The organism is Pseudotabrizicola sp., from assembly GCF_030656345.1.
Classification (GTDB): Bacteria; Pseudomonadota; Alphaproteobacteria; order Rhodobacterales; family Rhodobacteraceae; genus Pseudotabrizicola.
Genome location: NZ_JAUSNR010000011.1, coordinates 48,150 through 63,416, shown reverse-complemented (window position 1 = coordinate 63,416; position 15,267 = coordinate 48,150). Strand labels below are relative to the sequence as shown.

Genomic DNA, 15,267 nt, shown 5'->3' with positions numbered 1-15,267 from the left:
CCGGTGTCACCAAGGGTAGGGCGGGGTTCACCCCGCCTTTGTCGCGCCATATGGCGGGGTGAACCCCGCCCTACCCACAATCACCCGCCCTCAGCCCCCTGCACCCGCCGTCCGCGCAATGTAATCCGCCGTCATCAGATCCAGATGCGCCCCGCCGCCGTTCTTGGCGATGGTGATCTCGTCATCCGACCTGCGGTCATAGCCTGCCGGGTCATCGTAGAAATCGGCAATCACATCCGCCTCGGATATCGCGCCGCTTTTGATCGGCTCTATCAGCTCTCCGATATGGCCGATGGTGGTGGCCCGGCTGTCGACAAACACCCGCGCCCGCGACATAGCCTCGTCATCCACCTCGCGCATCGCGGCGGTATAGGCACCGATCAGGTCCAGATGCTGGCCGGGTTGCAGCCATGCCCCCTTGATCAGCGGATGGTGCGACATGGTGGCGGTGCAGATGATGTCGGCACCCCGCACCGCCGCTTCCAGATCATCAGCCACCGGCAATCCCGTTGCCGCTGCCGTGGCCCGGTTCCGGCTCCAGACCGTGAATTCCGCCTGCGGGAAAGCGCTGGCATAGGCGCCCACCATCGACCGCGCCACCGTCCCCGCCCCCACCAGCAAGATCCGGCGCGAGTCCTTGCGCGCCAGCCGCCTGGCCGACAGCAGGGAATCCCCCGCCGTCTTCCACTTCGTCACAAGATGGAAATCGACCAGCGCCGTCAGCACCCCCGTGCGGTCATCATACAGCGTCACCGCCCCGTTCACGGTCGGCAGCCCCTGCGCGCCATTGCCCGGAAACACCGTCGCCACCTTGACCAGCTGCCCCAGCCCGTCGATCCACGCCGCCCGGTTCAGCAAGGTATCCCCACCGCGATACAGCACCATATCGCGGATCTCGGCGCGTGGTCGCAGATGCCCCGCCTCCAGCGCGGCGGTCAGACCACCCCATGTCAGCCGGTCTTCAACATCGCGTCCGATGATCCTTGGTGTCATAGCCCCGCCTCCGCTGTCGTCAGCAATCCTTCGTCCACCAGCCGCAGGGCCCAACCCTGCCAGCCAGTGAAATGATGCACCCGCCAGCCGCGCGCTGCCGCCGCCGCGATGTTCTCGGCCTTGTCATCGGTAAAGATCAGCCGCTCGGGCACGATGCCCATCGCCTCTTCCAGCTGTTGGTAGATCCCGGCATCCGGCTTGATCACCCCCATCCGCCCCGAGACAAAGGCGTGGTCGAATTCATTCATGAAATCATATTGCGTCTGGGCATAGGTAAAACTGTCATCGCCGAAATTGGTCAGCGCCAGCACCGGAATGCCCTTGGCCCTGAGCGCCCGCAGCAGGGCGATCGACCCCTCAATCCGCGGTGCCGCCATCTCGATCCAGTTGTGATACCAGCACAGGATATGCTCGCGCCACTCCGGATGCGCCTCTGCATGCGCCTCCACCGTCGCCCGGAACGGTGCCCCGGCATCGACCGCCAGATTCATCGCCTCAATCCCGGTCTCAGCGAACAAGCGCTGCCGCCCGGCCTCGCCCAGCCGCCGGTCGTAAAACCCTTCCGGGTTCCAGTGCATCAGCACATTGCCGATATCGAAAACCACCGCTTCGGGTTTTGTCATCCCGCACCCCTGTCCTGTCTGCTTTGGCCGCATAAGGCCCTGCGCCGCCCCGGAACTCAACCCCCGCCGTCGCGCTGCGCCGCCCGCAGCAAACGGTCCAGCGTGTCCAGAAAACGCGAGCGGTCGGCCTTGGAGAACGGCCGCCCGCCGCCCTGCCGGAACGGATCGGCACTGCGCAGATCCTGCATCAGATCGCGCGTCGCCAGCACCATGCCGATATTGGCGGTGTTCAGCTCTTCGCCATTGTGCTTGACCACCCGGGCCCCCGCCGCCACGCATTTCGCGGCCAGCGGAATATCCCCCGTCACCACCACATCGCCGACGCCACAGGTGTCCGCAATCCACTTGTCGGCCTCATCCGGGCCGGCGGCCACGAACACACTCTCCACCAAAGGGTTGGGCGAAGGCCGGATGCCCCCGTTCGACACCACCAGCATCCGCACCCCATGCCGCGTCGCCACCCGCTCGGCCTCCGCCTTCACCGGGCAGGCATCAGCATCAATGAACACCCGTGTCATATCTCAGCCATAGAGCGCCTTGGCGTGAAAGCCGATATGCTCTTCCATGAAGGTCGAGACGAAGAAATAGCTGTGGTCATAGCCCTTCTGCATCCGCACCGCGCCGCCCTGCCGCCGCGCCGCAATGGCTTCCGCCAAGGCCTCGGGCTTCAGCAGATCGACAAACTGGTCCGAGGTGCCCTGATCCACCAGAATAGGCCCGTCAAACCCGCGCTTGCGCATCAGCAATGTCGCATCATGCGCGGCCCATGTGCTCTCATCGCGGCCCAGATAGGCCGTAAACTGCTTGCGTCCCCAGTCGCTGGTCGTGGGATGGCAGATCGGCGCAAAGGCCGACACCGACTTGAACCGCCCCGGAAAGCTCATCGCGATGGTCAGCGCGCCATGCCCGCCCATCGAATGCCCGCTGATCGCCTGCGCCTCCTCGGCCAGCGGAAAGGCGCTGAACAGCAGCCGCGGCAACTCATCCGTCACATAATCCCACATCCGGAAATGCGGGGCCCATGGCTTTTGCGTGGCGTTCACATAGAACCCCGCCCCCTGCCCCAGATCATAATCGGCACTGTCCGCCACCCCCTCACCGCGCGGCGAGGTATCAGGAAACACGATCCCCACCCCCGCCTCTGCCGCCCAGCGCTGCGCATTCGACTTCACCATCGCATTCTCATGCGTGCAGGTCAGCCCCGACAGAAACCAGATCAGCGGCACCGGCCCGTCCTCGGCCCCTTCGGGCAGGAACAGGCCAAAGGTCATCTCGCCGCCCGTGGCCGCCGATGCATGCGAATACACCCCCTGCACGCCACCAAAAGCCCTGTTTTCCGATACCGTTTTCATCATGGTCCTCCATTCACCAGAGCGATCACCGCCGTCACCGTCAGCACCGAAGCCGCGGTCGACAGCAAGATCGCCGTAGACACCCGTTGCGGGGCCACGCCGAAATGCGCGGCCAGAATATAGACATTGCCCGCCACCGGCAGCGCGGCCGCCGCAATCATCACCCCCGCCGCATACCGCTCCACCGGGAAAATCACCAGTGCCGCCACCGCCACCGCCGCCGGATGCAGCACCAGCTTCGCCGCCGTCAGCCAGACCGCTACCTGCACCCGCTCCGCCGTGCGACCGGCCAAAGACGCGCCAATGGCAAACAGCGCCCCCGGCGTCGCAGCCGCGCCCAGCGTGGTCAGGAACTCATTGACCGGCACCGGCACCGCCCGGCCCGTCGCCCCCCAACCCAGCCCCAGCACGATCGACACGATCATCGGGTTCTTCAAAAGCCCGAAGCCCAGCACCCGGAAAATCCCAAGCGTCATCCGCCCTTCCCGCCGCGCAGTGATCACCAGCGTGATCACGGATGAGAACACGATCAGATCCACCGCCAGCACCAGCAGAACCGGTCCCGCCGCCGCCGCCCCCAGCAGCAACACCAGCATCGGCACCCCAATGAACCCGACATTGCCGACCACCGCGCATTGCGCCTCAACCGCCGCTTCCTCGACCGAAACGCCACGCCACAATGCCACGCCGGTCGCCAGCAGATAGACCAGAACCGATGCCGACAGATAGGCCTGCACAAAGGGCCAGTCAAAAATCTGCCCCAGGGACAGGTTGGCGGCAAAGCCGAACAGCATCGCCGACAGCGCAAAGTAAAACACGAATTTCGTCAGCGCCGCCGTCGCCTCGGCCCCGAAAAACCGCGTACGCCCGGCCAGATAGCCAAGGCCGATCAGCGCAAAGAACGGCAGGGTTTTCAGAAGGATCGGCAGCATAGGCTCACTTTCAACGCGCTCAGCGCAGGCTTTCAGAAAGCCCGCGCCCCCGCAACCCGCCGACCGGAAATATCCCGCAACTCTTCCCGCGGCACCAGCGCAGGCCGCACCGAAAACCCTGCATTTATCTCCTGTTCAAAAATATCCTGGGGGGAGTCGCGCCCTTCGCGCGGCACTCTTTAGAGAATCTCTGGGGGGCAAAGCCCCCCTGACCGGAGGGATCGCGGCGCAAGCCGCGACCCGACACATAGAATGCGGGCGGCACGCCCGCTCCATCAGATCCGACAGCTCCGGCTACCCCGCCGTTTCCAGACAATGCCGCCGGAACGCGCGTTTCAGCATGTCCAGCTCCTGCCGCAAAAGGTCCACCTCGGCGCGCAGATCATCCTCCATCGCCACCCCGGTGATGATGGTGAAATGCGCCAGCGTCTGATCGCTGCCCGCCTCGCGGATCAGGAAGGTCTGCACGCCCTCACTCAGCACCTCTGCCGGAATGGGCACCCGCACCGCCCATTCGCCGGGCCGCCCCGCAACCGGCTCCACCACCACACCCGGAAGGGGCTGCTCCAGCAACAGCACCTCCAGCTTCGGCTGGCTTGCCACCCCGCTCAGCACGCCTTCCCAGACCCCGGCCCGGATGCGTGTTCTGGTCAGCCGTTTTTCCGACATCTCTGCCTCACAATTCCGCCCACCTATAGCTCAGCTCTGGGCCGACGGCCAAGGGTCACATCGCGCAGGATGATCTGGTTCATCTCCGGCCCCTCAAAGATCAGATCCACCCACAGCCGCTCCACCCGTTTTTCGTTGATCTTGGTATAGGCAAGGTCGAACTCGACCATCACCTCCTCGTCGCCCAGCGGCAGCTCGCGCACGATCTGCTCCACATTCGGCCCGTGCTTGATGTTCAGCCGCGCGAAAATCTCCAGCGGCTTTTCCATCTCGACGATCACATCCAGCCGGATCAGATGGCGCAGCTTCAGCCCGCCGGCGGCTTCGGGCGGCAGGTCCAGCACCATGCTCAGGAACGACCCGTCAAAGCGGAACACATCCATGCGAAAGCCGAACGGCGCCAGATCGTCAGGCCGCGTGTTGCGGATCTGGCGCACGGTCAGTTCCGAATGGCGGCAATCGTGAAACACCGTCGCCCCCTCACAGACCAGCGCCCGCCCCGGCACGCTTGAAAACCCCGGCACCGGAATTGGCCCCCGCCACAGCGCGGGCCGCCAGGACCAGTCGGTGCCCAGCGGGCGGCGCATCGCATTCGACCCGATCACCGGCAGCGCCAGCCGGTGTTCCGCTTCATGAATCACCCGGTCCAGCTGACGGCGGATCGCCCGCGCACGCCCGCGCAATGCGCTCAGGGTTTCCAGATCCAGTGTGGCGGCACGCTCGGCCACCGCGCCCCAGCGGCGCTGCACCCGGCGCTGCAGCACCCGGTCAAGAAACGCATCAATCCTGCCAGCCATGTGCTTTTGCGAAACCCCACCCGGAAAATGCCACCGATTGTTCACGCAGCGGCAACGATTCCCTTTATTGCCGGAAAAAACGCAAGACGCCAAACACTTTGCGGGCGAGGACTGGCTCCGGATGCGCCAGAGCGGCGCTTCCCCCGAGGGGTAGGGCGGGGTTCACCCCGCCACAGGCTCCGGGCAAGGCGGGGTGAACCCCGCCCTACGCCCGGCACACAGCGCGGGCCTCAGCGATTGGCCCGGCGCAGCGCCTTTGTCGTGCTTTCCACCAGCTTGCGGCTTTCCACCTCGTCCAGCTCGGGGCCCGACACCTTGACGCTCACCGTGCGCCCGTTCAGCGCGGTCATGCCGCGCCAATAGGTGCCCTCTGCCCGGTCCGTCACCCGGAACAGGAACAGATCGCCGACACTGCGGGCCGAGGTTACCGCCACATCCGCCGCGCGCCCCCGCCTGCTCAGCGATTTGCGCCCGGCGTCCGACGCAAAGAACGCCGACATCTCGGCCCCGCCCGAGGCCATCACCGCCGCACTGCCCGCCCGGCCAAAGGTGACGGATATCACCGCAGGCGGACCCACCGCCTGATCGCTGCAGCGCCCCAGCAACACCGCCACCGCGCCACCCGTCTGCCGCAGCGTGGCCGGGTCCGGGCAATAGCCCGCCGGACCCTGCACGGTAATCTCTTCCGCCCGCAGCGTCACCGCCTTTGGCAGCGCGGTTTCTGCCCCGGCGGTCAGGGGCTGGCACAGGGCCAGCCCCAAAACCATAGGCCTCAGCAGCCTATTGGTCCATGTAGACATGTTTTTCAGCCTTCGCCCCCGGATGCGTCACCGCACCCCAGCGCGCGCCGCCGACCAGTTTTGCATATTTGTACAGCGCGCCGGTGGCATATTGCGTCTCACGCGGGCCTGTCCACGCGGCCTTGCGCGCCGCCAGCTCGGCGTCGGTCAAAGCCACCGACAACTCGCCGGTCAGCGCGTTCAGCGTGATCACATCGCCGGTCTTCAGCAGGGCAATCGGCCCGCCATGCGCCGCCTCCGGCCCGACATGGCCCACACAGAACCCACGGGTCGCGCCACTGAACCGGCCATCGGTGATCAAAGCCACCTTCTTGCCCATCCCCTGCCCCGACAGGGCCGCGGTGGTCGACAGCATCTCGCGCATCCCCGGCCCGCCAGCGGGGCCTTCATTGCGGATCACAATCACATCGCCTTCAGAGTATTCCCGATTCTTCACCGCCTCGAACGCATCTTCCTCACATTCGAACACCCGCGCCGGGCCAGAGAACACCTGCTCGGCCTCCGACATGCCCGCCACCTTCACGATGGCCCCATCGGGTGCCAGATTGCCCTTCAGCCCGACAACCCCACCCGTCTGGGTGATCGGGGTCGAGACCGGATAGATCACCCGGCCATCGGCCTCACCCACGATCTCGTCCAAAGACTCACCAATGGTCTTGCCACTGACGGTGATGCAGTCTTCGTGCATCAGCCCGGCCTTCATCAGCTCTTTCATCACAATCGGCACGCCGCCAACCTCATACAGGTCTTTGGCCACATACTTCCCGCCCGGACGCAGATCGACGAAATACGGCGTGTCGCGCATGATATCGGCCACGTCGAACAGGTCGAAATCGATCCCCGCCTCATGCGCAATCGCAGGCAGGTGCAGCGCGCCGTTGGTGCTGCCCCCGGTGCAGGCCACAACCCGCGCCGCATTTTCCAGTGATTTGCGCGTCACAATGTCCCGCGCACGGATGTTCTTCTCGATCAGGTTCATCACCGCCACGCCCGACGCCTCACCATACTGGTCGCGCGACTCGTAAGGCGCAGGCGCGCCTGAGGAATTCAGCAACGCCAGCCCGATAGCCTCCGACACACAAGCCATCGTATTGGCGGTATATTGCGCGCCACAGGCACCCGAGGACGGGCACGCCACCCGCTCCATGATCTCCAGCTCGGCATTCGACAGGGTGCCGGCCTGATTCTTGCCAACCGCCTCGAACATATCCTGCACGGTGATGTCCTGGCCCTTGTAGCGGCCCGGCAGGATCGACCCGCCATAGATGAACACGCTTGGCACGTTCAGCCGCACCATCGCCATCATCATCCCGGGCAGGGATTTGTCACACCCGGCCAAGCCAACCAGCGCGTCATAGCAATGCCCGCGCATCGTCAGTTCCACCGTATCGGCAATCGCATCGCGCGACGCGAGCGACGACCGCATCCCCTCATGCCCCATCGCGATACCATCGGTGACGGTGATGGTGGTGAACTCGCGCGGCGTGCCGCCCCCCTTTTTCACCCCATGCTTGACGATCTGCGCCTGACGGGCCAGCGAGATGTTGCAGGGTGCCGCCTCGTTCCAGCAGGTCGCAACCCCAACCCATGGCTGGTGAATCTCTTCCTCGGTGATGCCCATGGCATAGAAATACGACCGGTGCGGCGCGCGCGCCGGGCCTTCGGTCACATGACGGCTGGGAAGTTTCGACTTGTCGAAACGCTGGTTCGTGGACATGGGCATCCTCCCGTAATGACTGGCTGGCATTGGGATAATGGGCGAACCCCCCGGGGGCAAGTCGCGAAAACAGGGATTAAAACCGAATCGCGGGCATAGGGCGGGGGTCTCCCCGCCATTGCCGCGCGATGTGGCGGGGTGAACCCCGCCCTACCCATCACCGCCACCGCCTCATACTCTGGCGTAGCAACTGTCTTTCACGCCCCCAATTCCGGGTCGTGCGGGGGTCTCCCCGCCACCCGTCCCCCAAGGCGGGGTGAACCCCGCCCTACCCATGGCTGCCACACGCCTCGCCATGACACACCGCGATGCGTTTCCCGTGCCGGTAGGGCGGGGGTCTCCCCGCCACCCGTCCCCGCATCGGCGGAGCGGCCTCCGCCCCCAACACCGCCCCTTCCCTCCGCCGCCCATATGGCTACTGTGCCGCCCCATGACATCGCACCGCATCCACGCCATCGACCTTGCCCGCAGCCTCGCCCTGCTGGCGATGGCGGGGTATCACCTTACCTTCGATCTGATGCTTTTTGCCCATCTTCCGCCCGGCTTTGTGTTTCAGGGCCCATGGCCGCTGATCGCCCGCGCCATCGCCTCCAGCTTCCTGTTCCTCGCCGGGGTGTCGCTCTGGCTGGCCCATGGCAACGGCATCCGCTGGAACAGCTTCTGGAAACGCTTTGCCATGGTGGCGGGTGCTGCGGCGCTGGTCAGCATCGCCACCTATTTTGCGATGAGCGGGCAGTTTATCCGCTGGGGCATCCTGCATGCCATCGCGGCGGGCAGCCTGATCGGGCTGGCCTTCCTGCGCGCGCCCGTCATTCTGACCGTGGCCACCGCCGCCGCCGCCTTCGCCGCCCCGCATCTGCTGGGCCGGTTCGACATGTTCAACGCCCCGCAGTGGATCTGGCTTGGCCTGTCATCCAAAATTCCGCCGATGATGGATTATGAACCCCTGCTGCCATGGCTCTGCCCGGTCCTCCTCGGCATCGCCACCGCAAAGCTGATGACCCGCGCGGGCGCATGGGACAGGTTGCGCCGCTGGCAACCCGGCCGCCTCGGCCGCGCGGCGCTGTGGCCCGGCAGGCACAGCCTTGCCATCTACCTGATCCATCAGCCCGTGCTGTTCGGCGCGGTCTATGTCTTCACCCGCTACCTGTAGGCCGCCATGCACGCGCTTCCCGATCAGCCCGACCTCTACACCGCGCTGCGCGCCAGCGGCGTGGCCCCCGAAGACCTGCAAGCGCTGATCAAAGCCAGCCCGTCCGCCGTGGCCGCCCGCCTGCGCGCCGCCGATCAGGGCCTGCTGCGCGCCATCCTGCGGGCAGGGCGCGGCCAGCCCGCCATCCCCACCGCCCCGCAGATCATCGCCCATCTGCAAGGCCAGAGCTTTGCGCCGCTGTTCCGCCCCGATGTCGCCAGCACCCGCACCCTTGCCCTGCTGACCAATGGCGAACATCCCGACATGCCGCCCTTCTCCTGCCACGCCTTCGATGCATGGTTCACAAGCAAAAACATCCCCTACGGCATCGGCACCTATGGCGAGGATCGGTCAGTCTATCGCACTGCCCAGTTCGCCGACGCCCTCAGCCCCGAACGCCGCACAAGGCACCTTGGCATCGATGTCTTCGCCCCCGCCGGAACCCCGCTTTACGCTCCACTCCCCGGCAAAGTCCTGCACCTGACCTACAACGCCGACCCGCTTGACTATGGCCACACGCTGATTGTCGAACATGCGGCGGACGGCCTGCCGTTCTTCACCCTCTACGGCCACCTTGCCGCCACCCTGCCCACCCTGCTGCGCCCCGGCGCGCACATCACCGCAGGCCAGCACATCGCCGACCTCGGCGACTGGCCCGAAAATGGCGGCTGGGCCCCGCATGTGCATTTCCAGATCATGACCGACATGCTGGACCAGACCGGCGGCAACTTCTACGGCGTCGGCCACAGCAGCCTGTGGGATGTCTGGCAGTCGATCTGCCCCGACCCGAACCTGATCCTGCGCCTGCCCGACAGCGCTTTCACCCTGTCCTGACCGCTCAAACACCCCGCGCACACACGTCATGACGTAAGCCATACGCAAACCATACGCCCGCCAGACGCGATCCATACGCCGCTGCCGATTGCAAATCGCGCCCGGGCGCTCTATCTGAAACCAAAGACCGGCACCCGAAAGGCCCGCCCGCATGAACTGGATTTCGAACTACGTCCGCCCGAAAATCAACTCGCTCTTCTCGCGTCGGGAGGTGCCGGAAAACCTGTGGACGAAGTGTTCTGAATGCGGAACCATGCTGTTCCACCGCGAGCTGGCCGAGAACCTGAACGTCTGTTCCAACTGTGACCACCACATGGCAATCAGCCCGCGTGACAGGTTCAAGTCCTTGTTTGACACGGGTATTTTCACCGAGGTGAAGGTGCCGGAGCCGGTCGTCGACCCGCTGCACTTCAAGGATCAGAAGAAATACCCCGACCGCCTGAAAGCCGCACAAAAGGCCACCGGCGAGAAAGAGGCGATGCTGGTGGCCGAAGGCGAAATGGGCCGCACCCCCGTGGTGGCCGTGGCGCAGGATTTCAGCTTCATGGCAGGCTCCATGGGCATGTACGTCGGCAACGCCATCCTGGCCGCCGCCGAACGCGCCGTAAAGCTCAAACGCCCCCTGATCCTGTTCTCCGCCGCCGGTGGCGCCCGCATGCAGGAAGGCATCCTGTCCCTGATGCAGATGCCGCGAACAACCGTTGCAGTTCAAATGCTTAAAGAGGCGCGGCTGCCCTATGTGGTGGTGCTGACCCACCCTACAACCGGGGGTGTCACGGCCTCATACGCCATGCTGGGCGACGTTCATATCTCGGAACCCAACGCCCTGATCTGCTTCGCCGGGCCGCGGGTGATCGAACAAACCATCCGCGAAAAGCTGCCCGAAGGCTTTCAGCGCGCCGAATATCTTCTGGACCACGGCATGCTGGACCGGGTGACGCATCGCAAGCAGATGCGCGACGAACTGATCACCATTCTGCGGATGCTGACCAGCCAACCCCCGGCTGTGAAAGGCGACCTGCCCGCCCCGGCACCCGAACCAGCCCTTGCGCCCCCGCCGCCAGCACCCACAGCAGGTTGATCTTGGCCACCGGCTCCGACGCGATCCTTGACCGGATGATGGCCCTGCACCCCAAGGTCATCGACCTGACGCTTGACCGCATGCACCGCCTGCTGGCAGCAATTGGCCACCCCGAACGGCACCTGCCCCCGGTGATCCACATCGCCGGAACCAACGGCAAGGGCAGCACCCAAGCGATGATCCGCGCCGGGCTGGAGGCGTCGGGTTCAGCGGTTCACGCCTATACCTCGCCGCATCTGGCGCGCTTTCACGAACGCATCCGGCTGCAGGGCGAGCTGATCAGCGAACCGGCGCTGACCGCCCTGCTGGACGAATGCGTGCAGGCCAATGGCCCTGATTCCATTACGTTTTTTGAGATCACCACCGCCGCCGCCCTGCTGGCCTTTGCCCGCTCCCCCGCCGATTTTACCCTGTTGGAGGTGGGCCTTGGTGGGCGGTTGGATGCGACCAATGTGGTGGAACCGCGCCTGACCATCATCACCCCGGTCAGCATCGACCATCAGCAATATCTGGGCGAAACCCTGCCGGAAATCGCGGGCGAAAAGGCCGGGATCATCAAGCGCGGCGTGCCGGTGATCGTCGGCCCTCAAAGCCCCGAGGGGCTGGCGGTGATTGAGGCACGCGCCGCCCGCATGGGCGCGCCGCTGCTTGCCTATGGCCAGCACTGGCATGTGAGTGAAGACCGCAACCATCTGATTTTTCAGGACGAAACCGGCCTGCTGGAACTGCCGCTGCCGAACCTGCCCGGGCCGCATCAGATCCAGAACGCGGGGGCCGCCATCGCCGCGCTGCGCGCGCTTGGCCGGGATGAGGCGGCTTGCGAGGCTGCCGTCACCCGCGCCGTCTGGCCCGCGCGGATGCAGCGCCTGCGCCATGGCCCGCTGGTCGACATGGCCCCCGATGTCGAGCTGTGGCTCGACGGCGGGCACAATCCCGCTGGGGGGCAGGCAATTGCCGCGACCCTCGCCCGCATGCCCACGCGCCCGACATTCCTGATCTGCGGGATGCTCAACACCAAGGACGTCACCGGCTACATGCGCCCGCTGGCCCCGCATGCCACGCAGCTTTATGCGGTATCGATTCCCAATGAAAAGAACACCTTGCCGGCAGAAACCACACGCGATGCGGCAATATCGGCAGGTCTGCCTGCCAGTGCCGCAGCATCAGTTGCAGATGCGCTGTCGGCCATCAGCGCGACCCATCCGGCGGCGCGTGTGCTGATCTGTGGCTCGCTTTATCTGGCCGGGGCCATTCTGCGCGAAAACGGCTAAGCCTTTGGCGGCACGCCATAACGTGCGATGAACATCTCGACCGCGCCGCGCACGGAGCGGCGGACGCGGTCTTCGGTCACCTGATGATCCATGCGGAACGCCAGCTTTTCCACCAGTGATGCCTTGCACAGCTGAATGAACTGCTCTGCCGCCAGATCCAGATCGTCGATCTGCAGCGCCCCGTTCTGCACCAGAAGGTGCAGATGATGCACCAGCCGGTCATGCACCAGACCGGGACCGTTGCGGTAGAAGTCGCGCGCCAGCTCGGGAAAGCGCGCACCTTCGCCGCTGATCAGCCGGAACGCATTCTGCCCGAAGTCCGACATCATGAACCCGGCGATCCGCTCTCCGGCAAGGGTCAGCATTGCCTCGACCGTCATTGACGGGTCGATTCTGGCCTCAACCTCATCGGCTTGCTGCAGGCATTCCTTTGCGCAGATTTCCCTGAAAAGCACCTGCTTGTCCGGGAAATAGGCGTAAAGCGTGGCCTTGCTGACCCCGGCTTCGCGGGCAATGTCATCGACCGACGCCCCGTCAAACCCGTCGCGCAAAAAGATGGTCCGGGCGCCTGCCAGCACCTGATCAAACTTGCGCCCCCGCCGCACGCCCTGTTCCGCAGCCTCAGTCATAGTCACCCCATTTTCCCGACCATAGGTCAGGAAGACAGGGGACAGCAAGCCACCCATCGGGTCAGGTTACTTGCAGACAGGCGCTGTGTGCGTGGCAGTCTCGCAGCCCTTGGTCGAGCTGGTGGCCTGATCCTGCGGCCAGGTCAGGGTTGGCAGATCAACGACCACGCCAATGGCAAAGGCCGGCAGGGCGGTCAGCGAGAGGGTCAGGGCGAGAAGAACGGAACGCATGGGAATCTCCACAAGTGAACTGATTGGTTCAGTTTATATGAACCTTTTGGTTTGCCATTTCAAGCTAAATCTAAACCAGTAAGTTCATTTTTATCGCTTGCATCCCCCTGCACCCAGAGTAACTTAGAATGATTCCAGAAAGTATCAGTCATGCTCTCCTCCCTGACCCTCCGCCGCCGCTTTTCCGATCTGTCCGAACAAGAGGTGCTGGCGCTGGCCATTTCCTCGGAAGAGGATGACGCCCGCATCTACCGCAGCTATGCCGAACGCCTGCGCGGCAGCTATGGCGCGACCGCCATGGTGTTCGAGGGGATGGCAACCGAGGAAGACGATCACCGCCGCCGCCTGATCGACCTGCATCGCGCGCGTTTTGGTGAGGTGATTCCCCTGCTGCGCCGAGAACATGTCGCCGGGTTCTATGCCCGCCGCCCGGTCTGGCTGGTGGAGAACCTGTCGCTCGACACCATCCGCGCCGAGGCCGAGGCGATGGAAAAGCAGGCCGAAGCCTTCTACCTGCGTGCAGCGCAAGCGACGCGTGATGCGGGCACCCGCAGATTGCTGGGCGATCTGGCAGCGGCAGAGGCAGGCCATAACGCCAAGGCGGCACGCCTGACAGCAGACCATGTCGACTCCGGGTCAGAAGATCAGGAAAACCGCGCCGCCAAGCGCCAGTTCATCCTGACATGGGTGCAGCCGGGGCTGGCGGGGCTGATGGACGGGTCTGTCTCAACCCTCGCCCCGATTTTCGCCACTGCCTTTGCGACGCAGGACACCTGGACCACCTTTCTGGTCGGCACTGCTGCCAGTGTGGGCGCGGGCATCTCGATGGGCTTTACCGAGGCCGCGCATGATGATGGCGTGCTGTCGGGCCGCGGCAGCCCGTGGAAACGCGGTGTCGCATCAGGCGTGATGACGACCATCGGCGGCATGGGCCACGCCCTGCCCTATCTGATCACCGATTTCTGGACAGCGACCAGCGTGGCCATTGTCGTGGTGTTTATCGAGCTTTGGGCGATCGCGTGGATTCAGAACCGCTTCATGGAGACACCGTTTCTGCGTGCGGCGATGCAGGTGGTTCTGGGCGGTGCGCTGGTGTTTGCGGCGGGTGTGCTGATCGGCGGGGGGTGAGGGGGCTGGCGTCGCAGGGGGCTCTGCCCCCTTACCCCGGAGTATTTTTGTCAAGATGAAGCTCAGCCGCCCAGATGCGGCTCTCCGCGCGCGGCGGCAAGCTCCATCTGGCGCTGACGTTCGCGGAAACGGGCGCGATCTTCGGACGTGTATTCCTCCACACAGGCGGCGCAGCAGGCACCCTTTTCATAGGCCGGATGCGTCCGCCCCTCGGGCGTGACCGGGCGGCGGCAGGCGCCGCAGCTTTCGTTCCGGCCCGGAACCAGCCCATGGCCGACTGACACGCGGGCATCGAACACGTAGCATTCGCCCTGCCACAGGCTGTCTTCCTGCGGCACCTCTTCGAGGTATTTCAGGATGCCGCCTTTCAGGTGGAATACATCCTCTACCCCCTGTGACAGCAGGTAGTTGGTCGATTTTTCGCAGCGGATACCGCCGGTGCAGAACATCGCAATCCGCTTGTTGTGAAAGCGGTCGCGGTTTTCGGCCCACCATTCCGGGAATTCGCCGAAGCTACGGGTGTTCGGGTCGACCGCGCCTGCAAATGTACCGATGGCAACCTCGTAATCATTGCGGGTGTCGATCACCGCCACATCAGGCTGGCTTATCAACGCATTCCACGCCGCCGCCTCGACGTAATGGCCGACGCGTGCCCTTGGGTCCACGTCCGGCACGCCCATGGTCACGATCTCACGCTTCAGCCGCACCTTCATGCGGCCAAAGGGCATGGCTTCGGCGCGGCTTTCCTTCCACTCCAGACCGGCGCAGCCCGGCAGCGCGCGGATATGGGCCAGCACTGCATCTATCCCGTCGCGCGGGCCCGCAATGGTGCCGTTGATCCCTTCCTGCGCCAGCAGCAGCGACCCCTTTACGCCCTGCGCTGCGCACAGATCTGCCAAGGGCGCGCGCAAGGCGGCCGGATCGGGAAAGCGGGTAAAGTGGTATAGCGCGGCGATGATCATCATGCGCGCGGCATAGGCCAAGCGCGGTGCCGGATCAAGCCGCAGCGCGCGGGCGC

General features: G+C 64.9%; 17 protein-coding genes. 5 read left to right on the top strand and 12 right to left on the bottom strand.

Going from position 1 to position 15,267, the window contains the following annotated elements; all coding sequences use genetic code 11:
• Positions 1-90: 90 nt before the first annotated feature.
• From Q7J44_RS06455 to ilvD, 9 genes are all read right to left on the bottom strand, one after another.
• The gene (locus Q7J44_RS06455; protein ID WP_304878160.1) at positions 91-993 is read right to left on the bottom strand and encodes an ornithine cyclodeaminase family protein; all 903 of its coding nucleotides are present in this window, start codon (positions 991-993) and stop codon (positions 91-93) included.
• Positions 990-1,616 (bottom strand): HAD-IA family hydrolase, encoded by a 627-nt coding sequence (locus Q7J44_RS06450; protein ID WP_304878159.1) that lies wholly within the window; start codon positions 1,614-1,616, stop codon positions 990-992. The genes Q7J44_RS06455 and Q7J44_RS06450 overlap by 4 nt, the downstream gene beginning before the upstream one ends.
• Positions 1,617-1,672: 56 nt before the next feature.
• Entirely contained in the window at positions 1,673-2,134 is a 462-nt protein-coding gene (locus Q7J44_RS06445) for a YaiI/YqxD family protein (RefSeq protein WP_304878157.1), read from the bottom strand.
• Between the two features lie 3 nt (positions 2,135-2,137).
• A complete protein-coding gene (gene fghA, locus Q7J44_RS06440) occupies positions 2,138-2,968 on the bottom strand; it encodes an S-formylglutathione hydrolase (RefSeq protein WP_304878155.1) in 831 nt (276 codons plus the stop codon).
• The gene (locus Q7J44_RS06435; RefSeq protein ID WP_304878153.1) at positions 2,968-3,900 is read right to left on the bottom strand and encodes an AEC family transporter; all 933 of its coding nucleotides are present in this window, start codon (positions 3,898-3,900) and stop codon (positions 2,968-2,970) included. Before Q7J44_RS06435 ends, fghA begins: the two co-directional genes overlap by 1 nt.
• Before the next feature lie 294 nt (positions 3,901-4,194).
• A complete protein-coding gene (locus Q7J44_RS06430) occupies positions 4,195-4,569 on the bottom strand; it encodes a hypothetical protein (RefSeq protein ID WP_304878151.1) in 375 nt (124 codons plus the stop codon).
• 23 nt (positions 4,570-4,592) lie between these two features.
• Positions 4,593-5,366 carry a DUF6478 family protein gene (locus Q7J44_RS06425; protein ID WP_304878149.1) on the bottom strand — a complete coding sequence of 258 codons (774 nt, stop codon included), beginning with the start codon at positions 5,364-5,366 and terminating at the stop codon, positions 4,593-4,595.
• Between the two features lie 230 nt (positions 5,367-5,596).
• The gene (locus Q7J44_RS06420; protein ID WP_304878147.1) at positions 5,597-6,133 is read right to left on the bottom strand and encodes a hypothetical protein; all 537 of its coding nucleotides are present in this window, start codon (positions 6,131-6,133) and stop codon (positions 5,597-5,599) included.
• A 13-nt stretch (positions 6,134-6,146) separates the two neighbouring features.
• Positions 6,147-7,883, bottom strand: a complete 1,737-nt coding sequence (gene ilvD / locus Q7J44_RS06415; protein ID WP_370692965.1) for a dihydroxy-acid dehydratase — start codon at positions 7,881-7,883, stop codon at positions 6,147-6,149.
• A gap of 430 nt (positions 7,884-8,313) precedes the next feature.
• Between ilvD and Q7J44_RS06410 the strand changes: the two genes are divergently transcribed.
• The 4 genes from Q7J44_RS06410 (at position 8,314) to Q7J44_RS06395 (ending at position 12,261) form a co-directional block, all read left to right on the top strand.
• A complete protein-coding gene (locus tag Q7J44_RS06410; protein WP_304878143.1) occupies positions 8,314-9,036 on the top strand; it encodes a DUF1624 domain-containing protein in 723 nt (240 codons plus the stop codon).
• Between the two features lie 6 nt (positions 9,037-9,042).
• The gene (locus Q7J44_RS06405; protein WP_304878142.1) at positions 9,043-9,909 is read left to right on the top strand and encodes a peptidoglycan DD-metalloendopeptidase family protein; all 867 of its coding nucleotides are present in this window, start codon (positions 9,043-9,045) and stop codon (positions 9,907-9,909) included.
• Between the two features lie 151 nt (positions 9,910-10,060).
• A complete protein-coding gene (gene accD / locus Q7J44_RS06400; protein ID WP_304878141.1) occupies positions 10,061-10,990 on the top strand; it encodes an acetyl-CoA carboxylase, carboxyltransferase subunit beta in 930 nt (309 codons plus the stop codon).
• 35 nt (positions 10,991-11,025) lie between these two features.
• Positions 11,026-12,261, top strand: coding sequence for a folylpolyglutamate synthase/dihydrofolate synthase family protein (locus Q7J44_RS06395; protein ID WP_304878287.1), 1,236 nt, complete (start codon positions 11,026-11,028; stop codon positions 12,259-12,261).
• On the opposite strand, the gene Q7J44_RS06390 is transcribed toward Q7J44_RS06395, so the two are convergent.
• Together Q7J44_RS06390 and Q7J44_RS06385 are read right to left on the bottom strand one after the other, a co-directional pair.
• Positions 12,258-12,890: a TetR/AcrR family transcriptional regulator gene (locus Q7J44_RS06390; RefSeq protein WP_304878139.1), complete on the bottom strand. Its 633-nt coding sequence runs from the start codon at positions 12,888-12,890 to the stop codon at positions 12,258-12,260. The two genes, Q7J44_RS06395 and Q7J44_RS06390, sit on opposite strands and share 4 nt — an antisense overlap.
• Before the next feature lie 66 nt (positions 12,891-12,956).
• On the bottom strand, positions 12,957-13,121 hold the full coding sequence (locus Q7J44_RS06385; RefSeq protein WP_304878137.1) for a hypothetical protein: 165 nt from the start codon (positions 13,119-13,121) through the stop codon (positions 12,957-12,959).
• Positions 13,122-13,271: 150 nt separating this feature from the next.
• On the opposite strand from Q7J44_RS06385, the gene mbfA reads away from it, so the two are divergent.
• Complete coding sequence (gene mbfA / locus Q7J44_RS06380) at positions 13,272-14,249, top strand: iron exporter MbfA (RefSeq protein ID WP_304878135.1); 978 nt, start codon at positions 13,272-13,274, stop codon at positions 14,247-14,249.
• Positions 14,250-14,311: 62 nt separating this feature from the next.
• On the opposite strand, the gene Q7J44_RS06375 is transcribed toward mbfA, so the two are convergent.
• Positions 14,312-15,214 (bottom strand): rhodanese-related sulfurtransferase, encoded by a 903-nt coding sequence (locus Q7J44_RS06375; RefSeq protein WP_304878285.1) that lies wholly within the window; start codon positions 15,212-15,214, stop codon positions 14,312-14,314.
• Between the last annotated feature and the right edge of the window lie 53 nt (positions 15,215-15,267).